This window comes from Gordonia sp. ABKF26, from assembly GCF_041103195.1.
In the GTDB taxonomy this organism is placed as follows: Bacteria; Actinomycetota; Actinomycetes; order Mycobacteriales; family Mycobacteriaceae; genus Gordonia; species Gordonia terrae.
Genome location: NZ_JBGCVZ010000003.1, coordinates 1,502,449 through 1,520,144, shown reverse-complemented (window position 1 = coordinate 1,520,144; position 17,696 = coordinate 1,502,449). Strand labels below are relative to the sequence as shown.

At 68.8% G+C, this 17,696-nt stretch carries 17 protein-coding genes; 4 read left to right on the top strand and 13 right to left on the bottom strand.

Annotated elements, in window-relative coordinates:
* Positions 1–6 precede the first annotated feature (6 nt).
* From AB4Z55_RS07455 to AB4Z55_RS07435, 5 genes are all read right to left on the bottom strand, one after another.
* Entirely contained in the window at positions 7–654 is a 648-nt protein-coding gene (locus AB4Z55_RS07455) for a TetR/AcrR family transcriptional regulator (RefSeq protein WP_004020832.1), read from the bottom strand.
* 86 nt (positions 655–740) lie between these two features.
* Positions 741–2,267, bottom strand: a complete 1,527-nt coding sequence (locus AB4Z55_RS07450) for an aldehyde dehydrogenase family protein (protein ID WP_004020831.1) — start codon at positions 2,265–2,267, stop codon at positions 741–743.
* 378 nt (positions 2,268–2,645) lie between these two features.
* On the bottom strand, positions 2,646–3,803 hold the full coding sequence (locus AB4Z55_RS07445) for an acetyl-CoA C-acetyltransferase (protein WP_354560937.1): 1,158 nt from the start codon (positions 3,801–3,803) through the stop codon (positions 2,646–2,648).
* Positions 3,804–3,841: 38 nt separating this feature from the next.
* The gene (locus AB4Z55_RS07440; protein ID WP_354560939.1) at positions 3,842–4,681 is read right to left on the bottom strand and encodes an SDR family oxidoreductase; all 840 of its coding nucleotides are present in this window, start codon (positions 4,679–4,681) and stop codon (positions 3,842–3,844) included.
* Position 4,682: 1 nt separating this feature from the next.
* Positions 4,683–5,990, bottom strand: a complete 1,308-nt coding sequence (locus tag AB4Z55_RS07435) for an acyl-CoA dehydrogenase family protein (RefSeq protein ID WP_354560941.1) — start codon at positions 5,988–5,990, stop codon at positions 4,683–4,685.
* 43 nt (positions 5,991–6,033) lie between these two features.
* Here AB4Z55_RS07435 and AB4Z55_RS07430 point away from each other — a divergent pair, with 43 nt between their 5' ends.
* A complete protein-coding gene (locus AB4Z55_RS07430) occupies positions 6,034–7,617 on the top strand; it encodes a FadD3 family acyl-CoA ligase (RefSeq protein ID WP_239403795.1) in 1,584 nt (527 codons plus the stop codon).
* A 31-nt stretch (positions 7,618–7,648) separates the two neighbouring features.
* On the opposite strand, the gene lysS is transcribed toward AB4Z55_RS07430, so the two are convergent.
* The 3 genes from lysS to AB4Z55_RS07415 form a co-directional block, all read right to left on the bottom strand.
* On the bottom strand, positions 7,649–9,217 hold the full coding sequence (lysS, locus tag AB4Z55_RS07425; protein WP_248643500.1) for a lysine--tRNA ligase: 1,569 nt from the start codon (positions 9,215–9,217) through the stop codon (positions 7,649–7,651).
* 62 nt (positions 9,218–9,279) lie between these two features.
* Positions 9,280–9,741, bottom strand: coding sequence for a hypothetical protein (locus AB4Z55_RS07420; protein WP_101819823.1), 462 nt, complete (start codon positions 9,739–9,741; stop codon positions 9,280–9,282).
* A gap of 161 nt (positions 9,742–9,902) precedes the next feature.
* Positions 9,903–11,030 (bottom strand): FAD-dependent oxidoreductase, encoded by a 1,128-nt coding sequence (locus tag AB4Z55_RS07415; RefSeq protein ID WP_354561289.1) that lies wholly within the window; start codon positions 11,028–11,030, stop codon positions 9,903–9,905.
* Positions 11,031–11,079: 49 nt separating this feature from the next.
* Between AB4Z55_RS07415 and AB4Z55_RS07410 the strand changes: the two genes are divergently transcribed.
* A complete protein-coding gene (locus AB4Z55_RS07410) occupies positions 11,080–11,583 on the top strand; it encodes a TetR/AcrR family transcriptional regulator (RefSeq protein ID WP_231895834.1) in 504 nt (167 codons plus the stop codon).
* 15 nt (positions 11,584–11,598) lie between these two features.
* On the opposite strand, the gene AB4Z55_RS07405 is transcribed toward AB4Z55_RS07410, so the two are convergent.
* Positions 11,599–12,564, bottom strand: coding sequence for an alpha/beta hydrolase (locus tag AB4Z55_RS07405; protein WP_354560943.1), 966 nt, complete (start codon positions 12,562–12,564; stop codon positions 11,599–11,601).
* Between the two features lie 276 nt (positions 12,565–12,840).
* Between AB4Z55_RS07405 and AB4Z55_RS07400 the strand changes: the two genes are divergently transcribed.
* Positions 12,841–13,734, top strand: coding sequence for a hypothetical protein (locus tag AB4Z55_RS07400; RefSeq protein WP_354560945.1), 894 nt, complete (start codon positions 12,841–12,843; stop codon positions 13,732–13,734).
* A gap of 37 nt (positions 13,735–13,771) precedes the next feature.
* Positions 13,772–14,356 (top strand): TetR/AcrR family transcriptional regulator, encoded by a 585-nt coding sequence (locus AB4Z55_RS07395; protein WP_354560947.1) that lies wholly within the window; start codon positions 13,772–13,774, stop codon positions 14,354–14,356.
* 38 nt (positions 14,357–14,394) lie between these two features.
* Here the strand turns inward: AB4Z55_RS07395 and AB4Z55_RS07390 are convergent, their stop codons facing one another.
* Genes AB4Z55_RS07390 through AB4Z55_RS07375 form a run of 4 tightly spaced genes read right to left on the bottom strand, consistent with a single transcriptional unit; the run spans position 14,395 to position 17,688 of the window.
* The gene (locus AB4Z55_RS07390; protein WP_004020819.1) at positions 14,395–15,198 is read right to left on the bottom strand and encodes a type III pantothenate kinase; all 804 of its coding nucleotides are present in this window, start codon (positions 15,196–15,198) and stop codon (positions 14,395–14,397) included.
* A 17-nt stretch (positions 15,199–15,215) separates the two neighbouring features.
* Positions 15,216–15,656: an aspartate 1-decarboxylase gene (gene panD / locus AB4Z55_RS07385; RefSeq protein ID WP_354561290.1), complete on the bottom strand. Its 441-nt coding sequence runs from the start codon at positions 15,654–15,656 to the stop codon at positions 15,216–15,218.
* A gap of 2 nt (positions 15,657–15,658) precedes the next feature.
* A complete protein-coding gene (panC, locus tag AB4Z55_RS07380) occupies positions 15,659–16,633 on the bottom strand; it encodes a pantoate--beta-alanine ligase (RefSeq protein WP_354595828.1) in 975 nt (324 codons plus the stop codon).
* Positions 16,630–17,688: a DUF2520 domain-containing protein gene (locus tag AB4Z55_RS07375; RefSeq protein WP_354560950.1), complete on the bottom strand. Its 1,059-nt coding sequence runs from the start codon at positions 17,686–17,688 to the stop codon at positions 16,630–16,632. The genes panC and AB4Z55_RS07375 overlap by 4 nt, the downstream gene beginning before the upstream one ends.
* Between the last annotated feature and the right edge of the window lie 8 nt (positions 17,689–17,696).

The following is a 17,696-nucleotide window of genomic DNA, read 5'->3' as shown; positions in this document are numbered from 1 at the left end:
GCGTGGTCAGCGCGGCAGGATGCCGTCGAGGACAACCGACAGGTACTGGTCGGCGATCGAATCGACCGACATCGAGCCGCCGGGCCGGTACCACCGCACGGCAACCCACACGGTGTCGCGCATGAACCGGTAGACCAGTTCGACGTCGAGATCGGCGCGGAACTCCCCGTTCTCGACGCCGCGTTGCAGCACCGACTGCCACAGCCGGCGGAACTCGACGTTCAGCTCGGAGATATAGGCGAAGCGTTCCTGACTCGAAAGTCGCTTCGCCTCGTCCTGGTAGATCGCGACCGCATTGCGTTCGGCGTCGATGGACTCGAACGACGCGATGACGAGACCGCGCAACGTCTCGGTCGCCGACTTGCTCGACGCCGCGATCTCCCGGTAGCGGGCGAACAGATCGTCGAGGAAGCCACGCAGGATCTCGTCGACCATCGACTCCTTGGAGTCGAAGTGGTGATACAGGCTGCCGGACAAGATGCCGGCCGCATCGGCGATGTCTCGGACGGTGGTCGACCGCAGGCCCTGCTCGGCGAACATCTGCCCGGCCGTCGCCAGCAGCTCGTCCCGACGTGACGAACGCGCCGGAGCGTCGGCCGTACTCGCAGCGGTCCGGCCGTTCGCGTCGATCCTGGTCTGGCCTCGTGGTGACAAGCGCATCCTCCTGAGAGAGTCTGCGCTCACCCTAGCAAGCGCTTGGCCGGGACCGTCGGACGACGATCCCGGCCAAGCGACCGATGCTACGCGCCGAGGCGCTTGCGCACCTTCTTCATCGCGCGGTTGTTGAAGAACTTCCACAGCTTGAGCTGATTGTTGGTCAGCTTGGTGTCCTTGGGCAGGAACGGCGGCGACATCATCTCGGCGACGCTGACCGGCAGCGTCGAGAACGCGACGGCCCTGGCATGGCTGAACGTCTCGAAGCCGGTGCGGCCGTGGTAACCGCCCATGCCGCTGTTGCCGACACCGGCGAACGGCAGTTCGCCGCTGAACAGGTGGATGGCGAAGTCGTTGCCGTTGATCGAGCCGCTGCGGGTGTTGTCGGCGAGCTTCTGGAAACGCTCGTTCTGCTCACCGCACCAGTACATGGTCAGCGGATGCGGGTGCGAGCTGATCTGGCTGATGACCTCGGACAGATCGCGGTAGGGGTACACGGTCAGCACCGGACCGAAGACCTCGTCCTCCTCGATCTTCATGCCCGCCTTGACGCCGGTGAGCAGCGTCGGCGGGATCTTGCGGCGCTCGGCATCCGGCAGCGGCTCGCCACCGGGGATCACCTGCCGCTTGGTGGCGCCGAGCTGCTCGGCGTCGTCGATGAGCCCGAGGATGCGCTCGTAGTTCTTCTGGTTGATCGTCGAGGTGAACTGATCGTTGTCGATGATCGTCGGGAAGTTCTTGGTCCAGCGCGCGACGACCTTGTCGGTGAACTCACCGAGCTTGGCCTCGGGGACGAAGACGTAGTCCGGGCACAGGCACACCTGGCCGCCGTTGACCATGCGGGCATCGGCGAGCATCGTCGCGGCCTTGTCGATGTCGGCGTCGATGTCGACGACGGCCGGGTTTTTGCCACCGAGTTCGAGAGTGACCGGGATCAGGTTCTTCGCGGCCTCCTGGGCCACCGAGGCACCCACCCCGGGCGAGCCGGTGAAGAACATGTGGTCGACCTTGAGCTTCGCGAAGTCCGAACCCGAACCGTGCTTGGAGGTGGCGACCGCCAGCTCCTCGATCGAGAAGTAGTTCGGGGCATGCTTGGCGATCACGTCGGTGGTCTTCGCGGTCACCGACGACGGACGCAGGATGACCCGGTTGCCGGCCGCGAAGGCCGAGCCCGCGGGCACGATCGTCAGCTGCAGCGGGAAGTTCCACGGCCCCATGATGGCGACGACGCCGAGCGGGTCGTGGCGGATGCTCTGCTTGTACCCGAGCAGGCCCTGCACCTTGGCGACCTTGGACTCGGCCATCCAGTCCTTGACGCCGCGGCGCTGATGCGCGAGGTCGATCATGCAGCCGGCGACGTCGGCGGCCAGCGACAGCTCGCGCGGGCGGGAGCCGAAGTCCTCTGCCAGCGCTGCGGCGATCTCGTCGGCGTTGTCGAGCAACAGGGCCGCCAGCCGCGTGATGCGGTCGATGCGGGTGTCGGCGTCGGGAATCCCGTCGCGCAGGAACGCCGCGCGCTGGATCTCGACCAGTTCGGTCAGCGTGTGCGCCTCCGACGAGACGCCACGCGTCGAAATCGCGTCGGTGCCGGTGTGTTCAGCAGGCTTGGTCATCGAGATCCCCTCAGCTAGGTCGAGCTGCACCCATGTGCGGCGTTGGAACGAAACGGTCCGCCTGTCCCACACAATAGTATGCGCCAGGTCACACCTACATGTGGGCACGCCTGTTGTCAGAATGCTACGACCCCGAGACCGAAACGTCGAGGGGGTGAACGCTCAGCCGAGCCGCTCGATGATGGTGACGTTGGCGGTCCCGCCGCCTTCGCACCCGCGGCTGACCGCCGAACCTCAGCCCAGCCGCTCGATGATGGTGACGTTGGCGGTCCCGCCGCCCTCGCACCCGCGGCTGACCGCCGAACCTCAGCCCAGCCGCTCGATGATGGTGACGTTGGCGGTCCCGCCGCCCTCGCACCCGCGGCTGACCGCCGAACCTCAGCCCAGCCGCTCGATGATCGTGACGTTGGCGGTCCCGCCGCCCTCGCACATCGTCTGCAGGCCGTAGCGGCCGCCGGTGCGCTCGAGTTCGTTGAGGAGGGTGGCGAACAGCTTGGCGCCGGTGGCGCCGAGCGGGTGGCCGAGGGCGATGGCGCCGCCGTTGGGGTTGACCTTGGCGGGGTCGGCGCCGGTCTCCTTGAGCCAGGCGAGCACTACGGGTGCGAAGGCCTCGTTGATCTCGACGACGTCGATGTCGTCGATGGACAGTCCGGTCTTGTCGAGCGCGTACTTGGTGGCGGGGATGGGCGCGGACAGCATCATCACGGGGTCGTCGCCGCGCACGGACATGTGGTGAATGCGGGCGCGCGGGGTGAGGTTGTGTTCTTTCAGCGCGCGCTCGGAGACGACGAGGGTCGCCGAGGAACCGTCGGCGATCTGCGACGCGACGGCGGCGGTGAGGCGTGAGCCCTCGGCGAGCACCTGGAGGCCGGCCATCTTCTCCATCGAGGTCTCGCGCGGGCATTCGTCGACGACGCAGTCGCCGAGCGTGATGTTCTCCTTGTCGAACTTGCCGTCGGCGATCGCCGACCGGGCACGCTCGTGTGATTGCAGGGCCCAGCGCTCCATGTCCTCGCGGCTGATGTCCCACTTCTTGGCCATCATGTCCGCGCCGAGGAACTGCGAGATCTGCGCATCCCCGAAGCGCTCCTGCCAGCCCGCGGATTCCGCTGTGGGCGTCGTGAATCCGAAGTCCTTGCCCGCGATCATGGCCTGGGAGATGGGGATCGCGCTCATGTTCTGCAGGCCGCCGGCGACCACGATGTCCTGGGTGCCGCTCATGACGCCCTGGGCGGCGAAGTGGATGGCCTGCTGACTGGAACCACACTGACGATCGACGGTGGTGCCGGGCACCTCGAGCGGGAGACCCGCGGCGAGCCAGGCGGTCCGCGCGACGTTGCCGGCCTGCCCCCCGATGGTGTCGAGGCAGCCGAACACCACGTCGTCGACGGCTGCCGGGTCGATACCGGTGCGCTCGACGAGGGCGGAGATGATGTGGGCGCCGAGATCGGCGGGGTGGGTCTTGGCCAGCGAGCCGTTGCGCTTGCCGACCGGGGTGCGGACGGCGTCGACGATGTAGGCCTGGGGTGTGGTCATGGTCGGTGCTCCTTGGATCGGTGGAAGTCGGTTGCGCGTCAGGCGCGTTGGCTGGAGATCGAGACGACCTCGCCGGTGAGGTAGGTGGTGTAGTCGCTGGCCAGCATCGCGACGGTTGCGGCGACCTCCCACACCTCGGCGGCGCGTCCGTAGGCCTCGCGGGAGGCGAGTTCGTCGAGGAGGTCGTCGCTGGTGACCTTCGCGAGGAACGGGTGTTTGGCGATCGACGGCGCAATCGCGTTGATGCGTACCCCGACGTCGGCGGCTTCGAGGGCCGAACACCGGGTCAGGGCCATCACCCCGGCCTTGGCAGCGGCGTAGTGCGCCTGGCCGCGCTGCGCCCGCCACCCGAGCACCGACGCGTTGTTGACGATGACGCCGTTGTGGTCGACCGATCCGAAGTACCTCAGGGCAGCACGGGTGGCGCGGAAGGTACCGGTGAGCGTGATGTCGAGGACCCGGTCCCATTCCTCGTCGGTCATCTCGGCGACCGGGGTCTCCCCACCGAGTCCGGCGTTGTTGACCAGCACATCGATGCGCCCGAGTTCGCTTGCGGCATCGGTGATCAGCGCATCGACCTCGGCGGTGACCTGGACATTGCACGTGCGCTGGGCGACTGTACGGTCGGGGAACTCGGCGGCCAGCTTCTCGGCCGCCTCGCCGAGGCGTCGTTCGTGCCAGTCGCTGATGAGCACATCCGCGCCCTCGAGCAGGGCGCGCCGGGCTGACGCGAAGCCGATACCCGTTCCCGCGGCGGCGGTCACCACGACCTTCTTGCCCAGCAGCAGGTCGTGCCCGCCGATCTCGGCGGGCGGGGTGGCGAGCGGCGAGAGCGCTCCGCCCGGCGCGCGGGTCCCGTTGACATCGACTCCGGTCATCTCAACGTGCCTCTCGGGGTAGGCCGAGCACCCGCTCGGCGATGATGTTGCGCTGCACCTCGTTCGATCCGCCGTAGATCGTGTCGGCGCGGGTGAACAGGTAGAGCCGTTGCCATTCGTCGAGTTCGACGTTCTCCGGATCGGTGATGTCGTTGGCCTTGCCCTCGGCGGTCGCGGCCGGACCGATCAGCGAGGGTGCGCCGACGACGTCCATCGCGAGCTCACCGAGATCGCGATGCCAGTTCGCCCACAACAACTTCGACACCGACGCCGCGCCCGCTGGATTGGGCCCGCTCGCTCCGCTCCCGGCGCCCGCTTGCGAAGTCACGTCGCCGTCGAGCGTCCGTTGGGCATGCGCCCGCATGACGGTCAGTCCGATGTCAGCGCGCGCGAGGCGCGATGCGATCTCCGGATCGTCCAGCGCCCCGTTGACACGGGCGAGGTCGGTGAGATTGCCCAGCTCGCGCGCGAATCCGACCTGCTGGCCCAGTGTCGACACTCCGCGTTCGAACTGCAGCAGTCCCATCGCGACCTTCCAACCGTCGCCGGGTTCGCCGACGATCATATCGGCCTCGGTCTCCGCGTCGTCGAAGAACACCTCATTGAATTCCGAAGTGCCGGTGAGCTGTTGGATCGGACGCACGGTGATGCCCGGCTGGTCGAGCGGAACCAGCAGGAAGCTCAGGCCGGCATGTCGCGACGATCCCTTCTCGGTGCGCGCGATCACGAACACCCACTGCGCGACATGCGCGAGCGAGGTCCAGATCTTCTGGCCGTTGATGATCCACTTGCCCGAGCCGTTCGACTCGTCGAGGCGTGCGGACGTGGACACACCCGCGAGATCCGATCCGGCGCCGGGCTCGGAGTAGCCCTGCGACCACAGTTCGGTGACATCGACGATCCCGGGCAGCAGGCGCCGCTTCTGCTCGTCGGTGCCGTAGGCGATGAGCGTGGGACCCAACAACTCCTCGCCCAGGTGGTTCACCCGCGCGGGCGCGTTCGCGCGGGCGTATTCGCGGTGGAAGATGATCCGCTGCTCGAGCGTCGCTCCCCGACCGCCGTACTCGACCGGCCAGCCGATGCAGGTCCAGCCGGCGCGGGCGAGGTGACGGTCCCATTCAAGGCGTTCGGCGAAGAACTCGTGTTCGCTACCGGGGCCGCCCCGACCCTTCAGATCGGCGAAGTCGCCCGTCAGGTTCTCGTCGAGCCACGTCCGCACCGCGGCCGCGAACTCAGTGGTGGCGTTCGGCGTCGATTTCGCCCATTCACCCAGGTCGACGGCACGATCGGCGAGATTCGTCGTGGTCATGAGCGCTAGCATAACGCACCAAGCAAGTGCTAGGTTGGGGCGCATGGCGCAGACCTCTCTGCACGAGACTCTCCCCTCACCCACCACACCCGCCGCCGTACGTCGCGCAGCGCACACCTGGGCCGACCGTATCGCTCTCGTCGACGCGCAGTGGGCCCCTTCGTCGCATCCGCGCCTCGAGTTGACCTGGGCGCAGCTGCACGGCGCGGTGCGCACCTTCGCCGGTGCGTTGGTGGCGTCGGGCATCCAGGCCGGGGACCGGGTCGCGATCTGGTCACCGAACAGCTTCCACTGGCCGATCGCGGCGCTCGGCGTCCACTACGCGGGTGCCACACTCGTTCCGCTCAACACCCGCTACACCGCGGGCGAGGCGGTCGAGATCGTCGAACGGTCGGGGTCCCGCGCCGTCATCGTGTCCGGCGAATTCCTCGGGGCCGACCACGCATCCGAGCTCCTGCGCGATCACCGTGCGTCGATGCCGGATCTGGTCGTGCGGGTGCCGCTGACCGACGGCACGACCGCCCCCGACGGCGCCGTCGACTGGCATGAGTTCCTGGATCGGGCGACCGACGACGCACAGACCGAGGCCGACCGTCGCGCCGACGCCGTCTCCCCCGAAGACATCTCCGACATCCTCTTCACCTCCGGGACGACCGGAAAGTCCAAGGGAGTGCTGGCAACTCACCGACAGACCCTCACCGGGTCGTACGGGTGGGGCGCGAACGCGGGACTGCACCCCGGTGACCGCTACCTGATGGTCAACCCGTATTTCCACACGTTCGGATACAAGGCGGGCATCCTGCCGAGCGTCCTGTTCGGCGTGACGATGCTGCCGCTCGCCGTGTACTCACCGGAGCAGGCGATGACGCTCGTGTCCGACGAACGCGCAACGGTCTTCCCCGGCGCACCCACGATCTTCCAGACCATCCTCGACGACCCGAAACGCGCCGACCACGATCTGTCCAGCCTGCGCATCGTCATCACCGGCGCCGCGATCGTGCCCGTCGTCCTCGTCGAACGCCTCCAGCAGGACCTCGGCGTGGACACCGTCATCACCGCCTACGGCCTGACCGAGGCGAGCGGCTTCGTGTCGACATGCACGCCCGACGACGACGACACGACGGTGGCCACCACCTGCGGGCGGGCGTTCCCGGGCATGGAGATCCGGCTCTCCGACGACGGCGAGGTGCTCGCCCGCGGAGACATGGTGATGGTCGGCTACCTCGACGATCCCGACGCCACCGCTGCGACGATCGACGCCGACGGATGGCTGCACACCGGTGACATCGGGACCATCGACGAGCGCGGCAACCTGAAGATCACCGACCGACTCAAGGACATGTACATCTGCGGTGGGTTCAACGTCTACCCCGCGGAGATCGAGCAGACCCTCGCCCGGATCGACGGTGTCACCGAGTCGGCGGTCGTCGGTGTCCCCGACGACCGGCTCGGCGAGGTCGGCCGCGCCTACCTGACGGTCCGCGCGGACGCCGACCTCGACGAGGACCGTGTGATCGCCTACGCCAAGCAGCATCTCGCGAACTTCAAGGTCCCCCGGTCGGTGGTCTTCGTCGAGCAGTTCCCCCGCAACGCGGCGGGCAAGATCCTCAAGCGCAACCTCACCTGACCCCACCCGGGATTCCGCTCCGAAATCCCGGTCAGGAGCGGGGCTTCACCAGGGGGAAGAGGATGGTGTCGCGGATGCCGAGACCGGTGAGGGCCATCAACAGACGGTCGATGCCCATCCCGGTGCCGGTGGTCGGCGGCATGCCGTACTCCATCGCGGCGAGGAACTCCTCGTCGAGGACCATCGCCTCGTCGTCACCGGCGGCGGCCAGGCGCGCCTGGTCGGCGAAACGCTCGCGCTGGATGACGGGGTCGACGAGTTCGGAGTAGCCGGTCGCCAACTCGAAGCCGCGCACGTAGAGGTCCCACTTCTCCACGACGCCGGTCACCGACCGGTGCGCGCGGACCAACGGCGAGGTCTCGACCGGGAAGTCGCGGACGAAGACCGGGCGATCCAGCTTCTCACCGACCATGTGTTCCCAGAGTTCTTCGACGAGCTTGCCGTGGCCGTACCCCTTGTCCTTCGGGATCTCGAGGCCCACCCGTGCCGCGATCGCGAGCAACTGGTCGACGGTGGTCTCGCCGTCGGCGCCCGCGGGGACGATCTGCTCACCGAGTGCCTCGGACAGCGACGGGTACATCTCCAGCGCGGTCCACTCACCGGACAGGTCGTAGGTGGAACCGTCCGGCATGGTCGGGGTCTGGGTGCCGAGCGCCGCCTGCGAAACCTCTTGCACGAGTTCGCGGATCATGACGGCGGAATCGTCGTAGGTGCCGTAGGCCTGATAGGTCTCGAGCATCGCGAATTCCGGCGAATGGGTGGAGTCGGCACCCTCGTTGCGGAAGTTGCGGTTGATCTCGAAGACGCGCTCGATGCCGCCGACCACACAACGCTTGAGGAACAGTTCCGGTGCGATGCGCAGGAACAGGTCGATGTCGAACGCGTTGGAGTGCGTGACGAACGGTCGCGCCGCCGCACCGCCGTGCAGGGTCTGCAGCATCGGGGTCTCGACCTCGAGGAAACCTCGACGGCCCAGGGCCGCACGGAGTTCGGCGATCACCGAGATCCGGGTCCGGGCGATGCTGCGCGCCTCCGGACGCATGATGAGGTCGACGTAGCGCTGCCGCACGCGGGTCTCCTCGTTCATGTCCTTGTGGGCGACAGGCAACGGACGCAACGACTTCGACGCCATCTGCCAACCGTCGGCCATCACCGACAGTTCGCCGGTGCGCGAGCTGATGACCTCGCCCGAGATGAAGACGATGTCTCCGAGGTCGACCTCGGACTTCCACCGCGCCAACGCGTCCTCGCCGACGCCGTTGAAGCTGACCATCGCCTGCAGCTGGGTGCCGTCGCCCTCCTGAAGCGTCGCGAAGCACAGCTTGCCCTTGTTGCGCAGGAAGATCACGCGCCCGCTCACGCCGACGTGTTGTCCGGTCTCGGTACCGGCCTCGAGGTCGGGATAGGCCGCGCGGATCTCACCGAGGCTGTGGGTGCGCGGGATCGCCACCGGGTAGGCCTCGCGACCCTCGGCCAGGATCCGCTCACGCTTCTCGCGGCGGATCCGCAACTGCTCGGGAGTCTGCTCGTCGGTCGCTTCGGGCGTGGCGGTGCTGGTCGGCCTGTCACTCACCCCACGCACCCTATCGGGGCCGGTCATCGACTCCCAACTCACCGCCCGGCCGTGATCGAGGCCACAACCGGGTCGTGCTGGGCGCGGGTTCAGCTCTCGTGTGCGGAGATGACGGCGAGGTCGTCGGGGCGGATCCGGCCGTTGACCCGTGCCGACCGCATCCGACGGTGCCCGCCGACGACGAACACCGCACCGTGCACGCCACGCGCCTGCAGGTGCCACGCGAGCCATTCGGCCTCGTGCCCGTCCTCGCTGACGAGAATCCATCGCGACTCCGGTCGGGCGGCGCGCAGGGAATCAGGGGTGTCCGGCGTGAGCCGGTCGAGAACCTCGACCGCATCGATGGCGAGGGCACCGAACAGTGCGCCGTCGAGCTGACGGCGCCGGTGGGAGCGAACGTCGACCGGGATCGCGCCGGCGGCGACCGCGGACGCGTAGTCGTCGACCCGCAGGGACAACGGCGCACGGGGTGCCGGGGCGACAGTGGGCGGCGCAACGGAGAACACCGAGGCGGGCGAGGTGACAGCAGAAGAAGCAACCGAAGCGGTCATGAGGAGATGTCCTGAGGTGATCGAGATCGAGCGGGGAGCGCGAAGTAGGGCAGCCGCAAACGCGGTACTAGCCCCGACAACACTCCTGACAGCTCATGATCACGGCGACGAGTATGCCACAGCCCGCCCCGACCGGCCAGACCCCGATCGGAGCGACGACGTCACACTTCCGGCGGCTCCCACCGCTGCACGCGTCGCATCTGCGCGTTGAGGACGGCGTCGGGCGTCATGCGCAGGGCGAGGTCGCGGGCCCGGACCGCCGGCCCGGCGCGCATCTGGCCGACCCGGCCGACCATCGACGCCTGCCGCGCGATCCGTTGGGTCCGCGGGCGCCGCAGCTCGTCGTAGACCCGCAACGTGTCGTCGAGACCGCCGGGACCCGACCTGCGCAACAGGGCCACCAGGGTGGCCGCGTCCTCCATCGCCTGGTTGGCTCCCTGACCCAGATTCGGCGTCATGGCATGCGCGGCGTCGCCGACGAGGACGCACCGCGATCCGACGAACGTCGGCAGGGAGGCGGCGAGTTCCTCGATCGGGAGATACCCGACGTCCGCCGGGTCGGTGGCCTCGAGCAACTCCCCGATCGGCCGGTGCCACCCCGAAAACCGTTGCCGCACTTCGTCGAGGCCGCCGTCGCCGTCTCCTGTGGTCGACACCGAGGCGAACCAGTAGACGTGTCCGTCCGGCAGCGGCGCGATCCCGAACCGCGCCCCACGACCGGTCGTCTCACCCGCGGCGTCGACCCTCACCGGGGTTGATGTGACAGCTCGCCAGGCGGAGTAACCGCACCGTCGGACGCCCGGGTCCGCGACGATCGCGGGCCGCACCCGGCTGCGGAGGCCGTCGGCGCCGACGATCAGATCGCAGTCACCGATCTCGGTTCCGTCGGACAACCGCACAAGTCCACTCCCGGGCGAGATGTCGTCGACACCCGATCCTGTCCGGATCTCGACGTCGTCGGTCACCGCGGCGAGCAGGCCCGCGTGGAGGTCGGTGCGGCGCACGACGCGCATGTCGACCAGTGACGCCGGGTCGAATCGACTGAGCCACCGGCCGTTCGGCGTCCTGGTCCCGCTTGTCGGCGCAGGCGGAGCAAGAGCGTCGCCGATCGCCGACCGCAACCCGAGGGCGTCGAGCGCACGGACCCCGTTGGCGAACACGCTCAGACCCGCCCCGCCGCCCCGTACCTCAGGTGCCCGCTCCACGACGGTGACGCGCACCCCGTTGCGTGCCAGACCGGCTGCGGTGCACAGCCCGGCGATCCCCGCACCCACCACCACGACCTTCATGATCTTCTTCTCCACATGGAGAAGAAGGATAGCAGATACACTTCTCCAGGTGGAGAAATCGACGACTGCATCGACTCGCGACGTGCTGCTCGACACCGGCATCACCCTCATCGGCACCCTGGGTATCCGCCAGGCGTCCGCACGCGCCGTCGAAGACGCGGCGGGAGTCCCACACGGGAGCGTTCGGCATCACTTCGGCGGGCTGAGCGGCTTCCTCGCGGCTCTCGTCGAGCACGTCTTCACCGCTGACCGCGCCGCCGACGGCGAGTCGACGCGCGAGGTGATCGCCCGCTGGTTGGGCACCGACCGGATCCGCACCCGGGCGCGCTACGAACTCATGCTCCTGGCGACACGCGACGAGGAGCTGCGCCGGGCCATGGTCGGACACCGCGACCGCTATGTCGAGGCGCTCGTCGACGGCGGGCTGCCCCGCACCGAGGCCCGCCAACTCGTCGCCGCGCTCGACGGCCTGGTCCTCGACGCACTGCTGCGGGACTCCGACGGCACCGACGCCGACCACGATCCCACTCCCCTGCTGCGCGCGTTCCGCTGACACCGGCAGGCGTGTTCACGCCTCCCCGACGAGATCGGCGGCCAGCGCACGCAGATGTGCGGCCAACTCGTCGACGCCGGGTTGTTCGACCGGGAAGTGCCCACACCCGGTCAGCAGGTGGATGTCGGTACGCGCCGCGATCCGTCGCGCGAAGCGCACACTGACCTCCGGCGGTGTCCAGGAGTCGGCCGCCGGGTGGACCAGCAGCACGCGCGGACCCCGGTACTCCTCAGGGGGCGGCACCTCGTGGGTCATCAGGTCGGCCAAGAATCCCAGCGAGACCGACGATCCGGCACCCAGCCGGTCGTCGAGGCAGGCCCGGGACAGTGCCGGGTCGAGACTCATCGCGGACATCGGCGCCACCCAGCGGATCGGGAATCGCACCCGCGCGAGCGTTCCGAGCCGCGCGAGCACCGGCATCAGCGGGGAGAGTCGCCCGAGCATCGGCGTGCGCGCGACTGCTCGCCGCGCGTCGGGATCGCCGGCCAGATCCAGCAGGCAGGTCGCGACGACCGCGGCGACCCGCCCGGTACGGTTCGCGACCTCGTAGGCGAGCATGCCGCCGAGGCTCGCACCCAGCACGACGAGGGGCCGCGGATCGTCGTCGGTCTCGGCCACCACGAGGTCGCAGACCAGATCGATCCAGTCCTGGTGGCGAACCCGCCCGGGGTCGGCGACCCGCGTACGGCCGTACTGCGGCAGATCGGGAGCCAGCACCTCGTACCCCTCGTCGGCGAGGACCGCACCCAGCGGCCAGACCAGGGCGCTGTGTCCGCCACCTCCGTGCAGCAGCAGCACGCGCAGTGGTGCCGCGTTCCGGCGCGCCCGCAGGATGTGCACATCCACCTCCCCGCACGGCCGGTCGGAGCTCGACGGCCAGGCCCACCAGCCGGATTCGGCAGCCACCCCGGTGGCTGCGGACCGCCACGGTTCGGGCAGGAAGCGAAGGTAGGATTCGGGCGTTCCGGATTCGCGGATCATGCATCCATCGTCGAACCGGAGAAGTCCACCGGCAACTCGCATTCCACCGGCGTCGAGAAGATGCGAAACATACTCGGCGGCAACGGTCTTCGTTCACCGTCGGCCTACTTCTCGGGCACGCACTCAGCTTCTCGACGTCGGGGAGCACGGAGCCGACGTCCACCGCATCGCCGAGAATGTCGGACTGCGACGAGCTGCGACGCGATAGCGTGTGGGCCGACGGTGAGGCGGTGGGCGATGCGAGGGTCTTCGCGAGTGGGTGCGGTGGTCGTGGTGATGGCGTCTGTGGTTCTGGGACTCCAGCCGACGACGGCCGCGGCGGCGCCCGGATGCGCCCACGTGACGGTGACCGAGGTCGTTCCGTCGTCGACGCCGACCGGATGGTCGGAGAACGTCGGCTACGACGCCGACGGAAACCTGTGGGTGTCGCGGATTCTCGAGAACGTCGTCGAGAGACGTGACCAGCGGGGCCGGGTCACGGCTCGCGTCCGCGTCGAGTCACCCGGCGCCGTCCGTCTCGGCCCGGACGGTCTCCTCTACATCGCCTCTGGCGACTCGCCGGTCAACATGCTGCCCGGGTCTCCGCTGGTCGGCAAGGTCCTGCGGATCGACCCGCGTTTGCCCTCCGCGCCGGCGAGCGTCTTCGCACGCGGACTGGGTATGCCGAACGGGCTGGCCGTGGACCGCACCGGCGACGTGTACGTCTCCGACGGGCGACTCGGGGTTGTGCGGATCCGCCCCGACGGTTCCATCGATCGCGCCTGGTCGGCCGCGGCACCGAAGAACCTGACTCTCAGTGCCACGATCAACGGAACCGGGATCAACGGCGCCGTGATCGTCGGTCGGGACCTATTTGTCACGCTGACCATGAGCGCAACGGGTCGCGTGCTGCGTGTCCCGCTCGCCGATCCCGCCGCCTCCTCCGTGGCGGCCGATCTCACCACTCCGCTGCCGGGTGTGCTCGACGATCTCACCGCGGTCGGCCCCGGACAGCTCGCGGTGTCGTCGACCACCGGCCAGGTCCACCTCGTGGACCTCGGGACCGATCGGATCTGCACCACGAACGTCGGGCAGCCGGTGACCGCCCTCGCCGTGGTACCCGGATCGACCGGTCGCCTCGTGGCCGGGACGGAATCGGGGGCGCTGCTGACCCTGTCGATCGGCCGCTGAGTCCACCCCTCCGCCGCGAACGCGAGAGACCGAACAGATGCGCAAAAGACCACGGCAACAACGCTCTTCGTTCACCGTCGAAACGATCCTCGAGGCGACCACACAGCTCCTCGACACCGAGGGCGCGGAGGTGACCACCAACCGCATCGCGGAGAAGGCCGGGGTGTCGGTGGGTTCGATCTACCAGTACTTCGGCGACAAGCAGGCGATCTTCGACGAACTCGCGCGGCGCCACCTCGACGACGCCGACCTGGCGATGACCGCGGTGCTCGACGACAATCCGGTGGGTTCCAGTCCATGGCCGGAGGTGCTGCGCGCCGTGATCGAGGTGGCGGTGCGCGAGAACTCGACACACGGTCGTGCCCATGGGCGCCTGCGCGAACTGGCCGATCCGGCACGCCTGGCCGCCGGGTACACCGCGCTCGTGGACACCCTGATCGCTCGGCTGACCGCCTACCTCGTCGCCGACGGTTGGACCGTGGAGTCCGCGGCGGTGGACCTACGGCTCGCGTTCGCGGCCGTCGATGCCCAGGTGCATCAGCTGGCCGGCACCGAGCTGACCGGCGACGAACTGACCGACCGAGTCAGCGCCTACACCGAAGCCGCGCTCCGCGGGCGCTGACCACAGCGCCGGCGGCCGACCGCCTCGAGATGCGAGAATCACTTGCCGCGCCGCGGGTTCGCCTTGGCCCGTTCGTGGACCAGGCGCAGCCCCTCGAGGGTCAGATGCGGGTGATGGTCGGTGAGCGAACGACATTCGTCGAACATGAGCGGGGCGAGGTAACCGGTCGCGACCACGGTCACGTCGTCGCCGTCGAACCCCGGGACGGTGTCGCAGACACGGTCGACCAGTCCGTCCACCTGACCGGCGAAGCCGTACAGGATGCCCGACTGGAGCGCCTCGACGGTGTTCTTGCCGAGCACGCCGCGCGGCGGCATCAACTCGACCTTCCGAACCGTGACCGTGTGTTCGGACAGCGCCTCGACGGCAAGGTTCACCCCGGGTGCGATCGCCCCGCCCAGGAACTCGCCCGACGCCGAGATCGCGTCGACGACCGTCGCCGTGCCGAACGCGACCACGATGCAGGGCCCGCCGAATTCATGATGGGCGGCCAGACAATTGGAGACCCGGTCGGTACCGACCTCTTTGGGATTGTCGACCAGGAGCGGAACACCGGTGCGCACGCCGGGTTCGAGCAGCACATGCGGACCGTTACCGAAGTAGCGCGGCACCATCACCCGGAGCTCGCGGAGCAACGACGGCACCGTCGACAACGCACTCACCCCGGTGACCTGGTCGATGTCGTCTCCGAGCATGCCCCGGAACGCCCAGGCCAATTCGTCCGCGGTGTAATGCGGGTCGGTGTGAATCCGCCAGTCGCGCACCAGTCGCGCGTGGTCCCCCACCCCCGCATACACGCCGAGATGGATGTTGGTGTTCCCGACGTCGACGGTGAGCAGCATCGAAAGCCGTTGCCGTGTCAGAGCGAGGCGTCGGCGAAGACCGGACCGTCGAGGTGACGGGGGTCGAGCAGCCCCGACCCCTCGGGTACATCGGCCGGATCGTCACCGGTCGTCACGATCCGGTTCTGCGCATCCACGAACACCACGTTCGGCGAGTACTCCCGCAACTCCGCCGCGTCGAGCATGCTGTAGCCGATGATGATGACGAGATCACCCGGATGGACGAGATGTGCTGCCGCACCGTTGATCCCGATGACACCACTGCCGCGTTCGCCGGCGATCGCGTAGGTCACCAGGCGGGCGCCGTTGTCGATGTCGACGATGGTGACCTGTTCGCCCTCGAGCAGGCCCGCGGCGTCGAGCAGGTCGGAATCGATGGTGACCGAACCGACGTAATGCAGATCGGCCTGGGTCACGGTGGCACGGTGGATCTTCGAGGTCATCATGGTGCGCAACATGGTCATCGTCCCTCTGTCGTGGTTGCGGTGGCGTTGGTCCAGGCGATTTCTTCTTCGAGCGCGGCGAGTCCGCCGATGCTCACGCCCACGTTGTCGATCAGGCGCGCGTTGCCGAGCCGGGCCGCGACGAGCAGGCGTCCCGGGCCTTTCTCGGGTGGTTCCTCGAGCTGGCGTCCGAGCAGCGCCAGGTAGTCGAGCTCGATCTCCGGCACCGTGGCCAGCACCGAGTGCGCGGCGGCGAGAATAGCGTCGCGTCCGCCCTCGGCCGCGTGGGCGCCGGCGACGAGCGAGGCCGACAGCGTTGTCGCCAGTTCCCGCTGCTCCGGGGTGAGGTAGCGGTTGCGCGACGACATGGCCAACCCGTCGGGTTCCCGTACGGTGGGGACCCCCACGACGTCGACGTCGAGGTTCAGATCGGTCACCATCTGCTTGATGAGCACCAGCTGCTGATAGTCCTTCTCGCCGAAGAAGGCCGCATTCGGTCCGACGATGTTGAGCAGTTTGAGGACCACGGTCAGCATCCCCGCGAAGTGCGTCGGTCGCGAGATGCCGTCGAGGATCCCGCCCGCCGCACCCGGGTGCACTGTCGTCCGCGGACCGTTCGGATACATCGACGACGCGGACGGTGCGAACACCAACTCGACGCCCAGCGGCTCGAGCAGAGCGAGGTCGGCGTCGAGGGTGCGCGGATACGCGTCGAGGTCTTCGCCCGCGCCGAACTGCAGCGGATTGACGAAGATGGACACCACCACGACCGTGTTGCCCTTGGCCTTGGCGGCCTTGACGAGCTGGAGATGGCCGGCGTGCAGGGCGCCCATGGTCGGGACCAGCACGACGCGCTTGCCCGCGGCCCGTAGCGCGCGGGTGACGCGGCTCAGTGACGCCGGCTCCCGATGCACGGTCATGCGACCGGCCGAGTAGGTGGGTTGTCCGTCGGGCGGGCCGCTCACGCCGCCTCCTCCGTGTGGTGCTGTCATCGGTCCTCCAGTGCGTCGATCAATGCCTGCGGCGCATCGGTGTGGTCTGCCGCGCGTCGTGCGAGTGTGCGGTACGCGTCGGCGATGCCGTGCGGTCCGGCGCCACCGGGCACGGTGCGCAGCGCTGCCAGATGCCGGGTGACCGCGGGGGCATCGCCGCGGGCGACAGGCCCCGTCAGTGCCGACGGGCCGAGTTCCAGCACGTTCCGCAACGACGCCGCGACCAGCGGGCCGAGGATGCGTTCGGCGAGGCGGTTGCCGTGCCCGTCGACGGTTGCGGTGTCGCGGCCGGAGTGGTCGATCGCGGCATTCAGCGCGACGACCGCGTCGGAGATCAGGGCGATCAGATGGTTGGCGCCGTGCGCCAGAGCGGCGTGATAGAGCGTGCGATCGGCCTCGGCGATCCGCACCGGGTCGCCGCCCATCTCCAGCACCAGCGACGATGCGATGGCCTCGCCCACCGCATCGGCGGCGGTGATCGCGAAGCACGCGTTGGTGAGACGAGCGGTGTCGTCCTCCGACCCCACGAACGTCATCGCGGGATGCAGCGCGATCGCCAGTGCCCCGCGTTCGGTCACCGGTTGCAGCACGGCGACTCCGTGCGCACCCGCGGTGTGCGCCACGATCGTCCCCGGCCGAAGCGAACCGGAGGACGCGATCTGCTCGACAACGGCGCTCAGGGCTGCGTCAGGCACGCTGACCAGCAACAACTCGGAGCCTGCGACGACCTCGTCGAGATCGAGGACCTCGGACTCGGGGAGCCGACGCGCCGCCCGGCCGCGGGACTCGGGCGAACGGGCCACGACGGCACCGACCACGTGCCCGGCCTTCTCCAGCGCCTCGCCCAGCGCGGTGCCGACACGACCGGCGGAGATGAGACCGACGGTGAGCCGAGCCGGTGCCGGCAGGTTCGTCATTCCCGGAAAGGGATCGGTGGGAGCAGACCGTGCAAACGCGTCGTCCGAGACGAGGTGAGCGGGATGCAGGCCATCGCCGACGGCGTCATCGCCACCGGCTCGCCGTGCGGACGGCATACCACCGCTCGGTGAGGTCACCGCTGTCC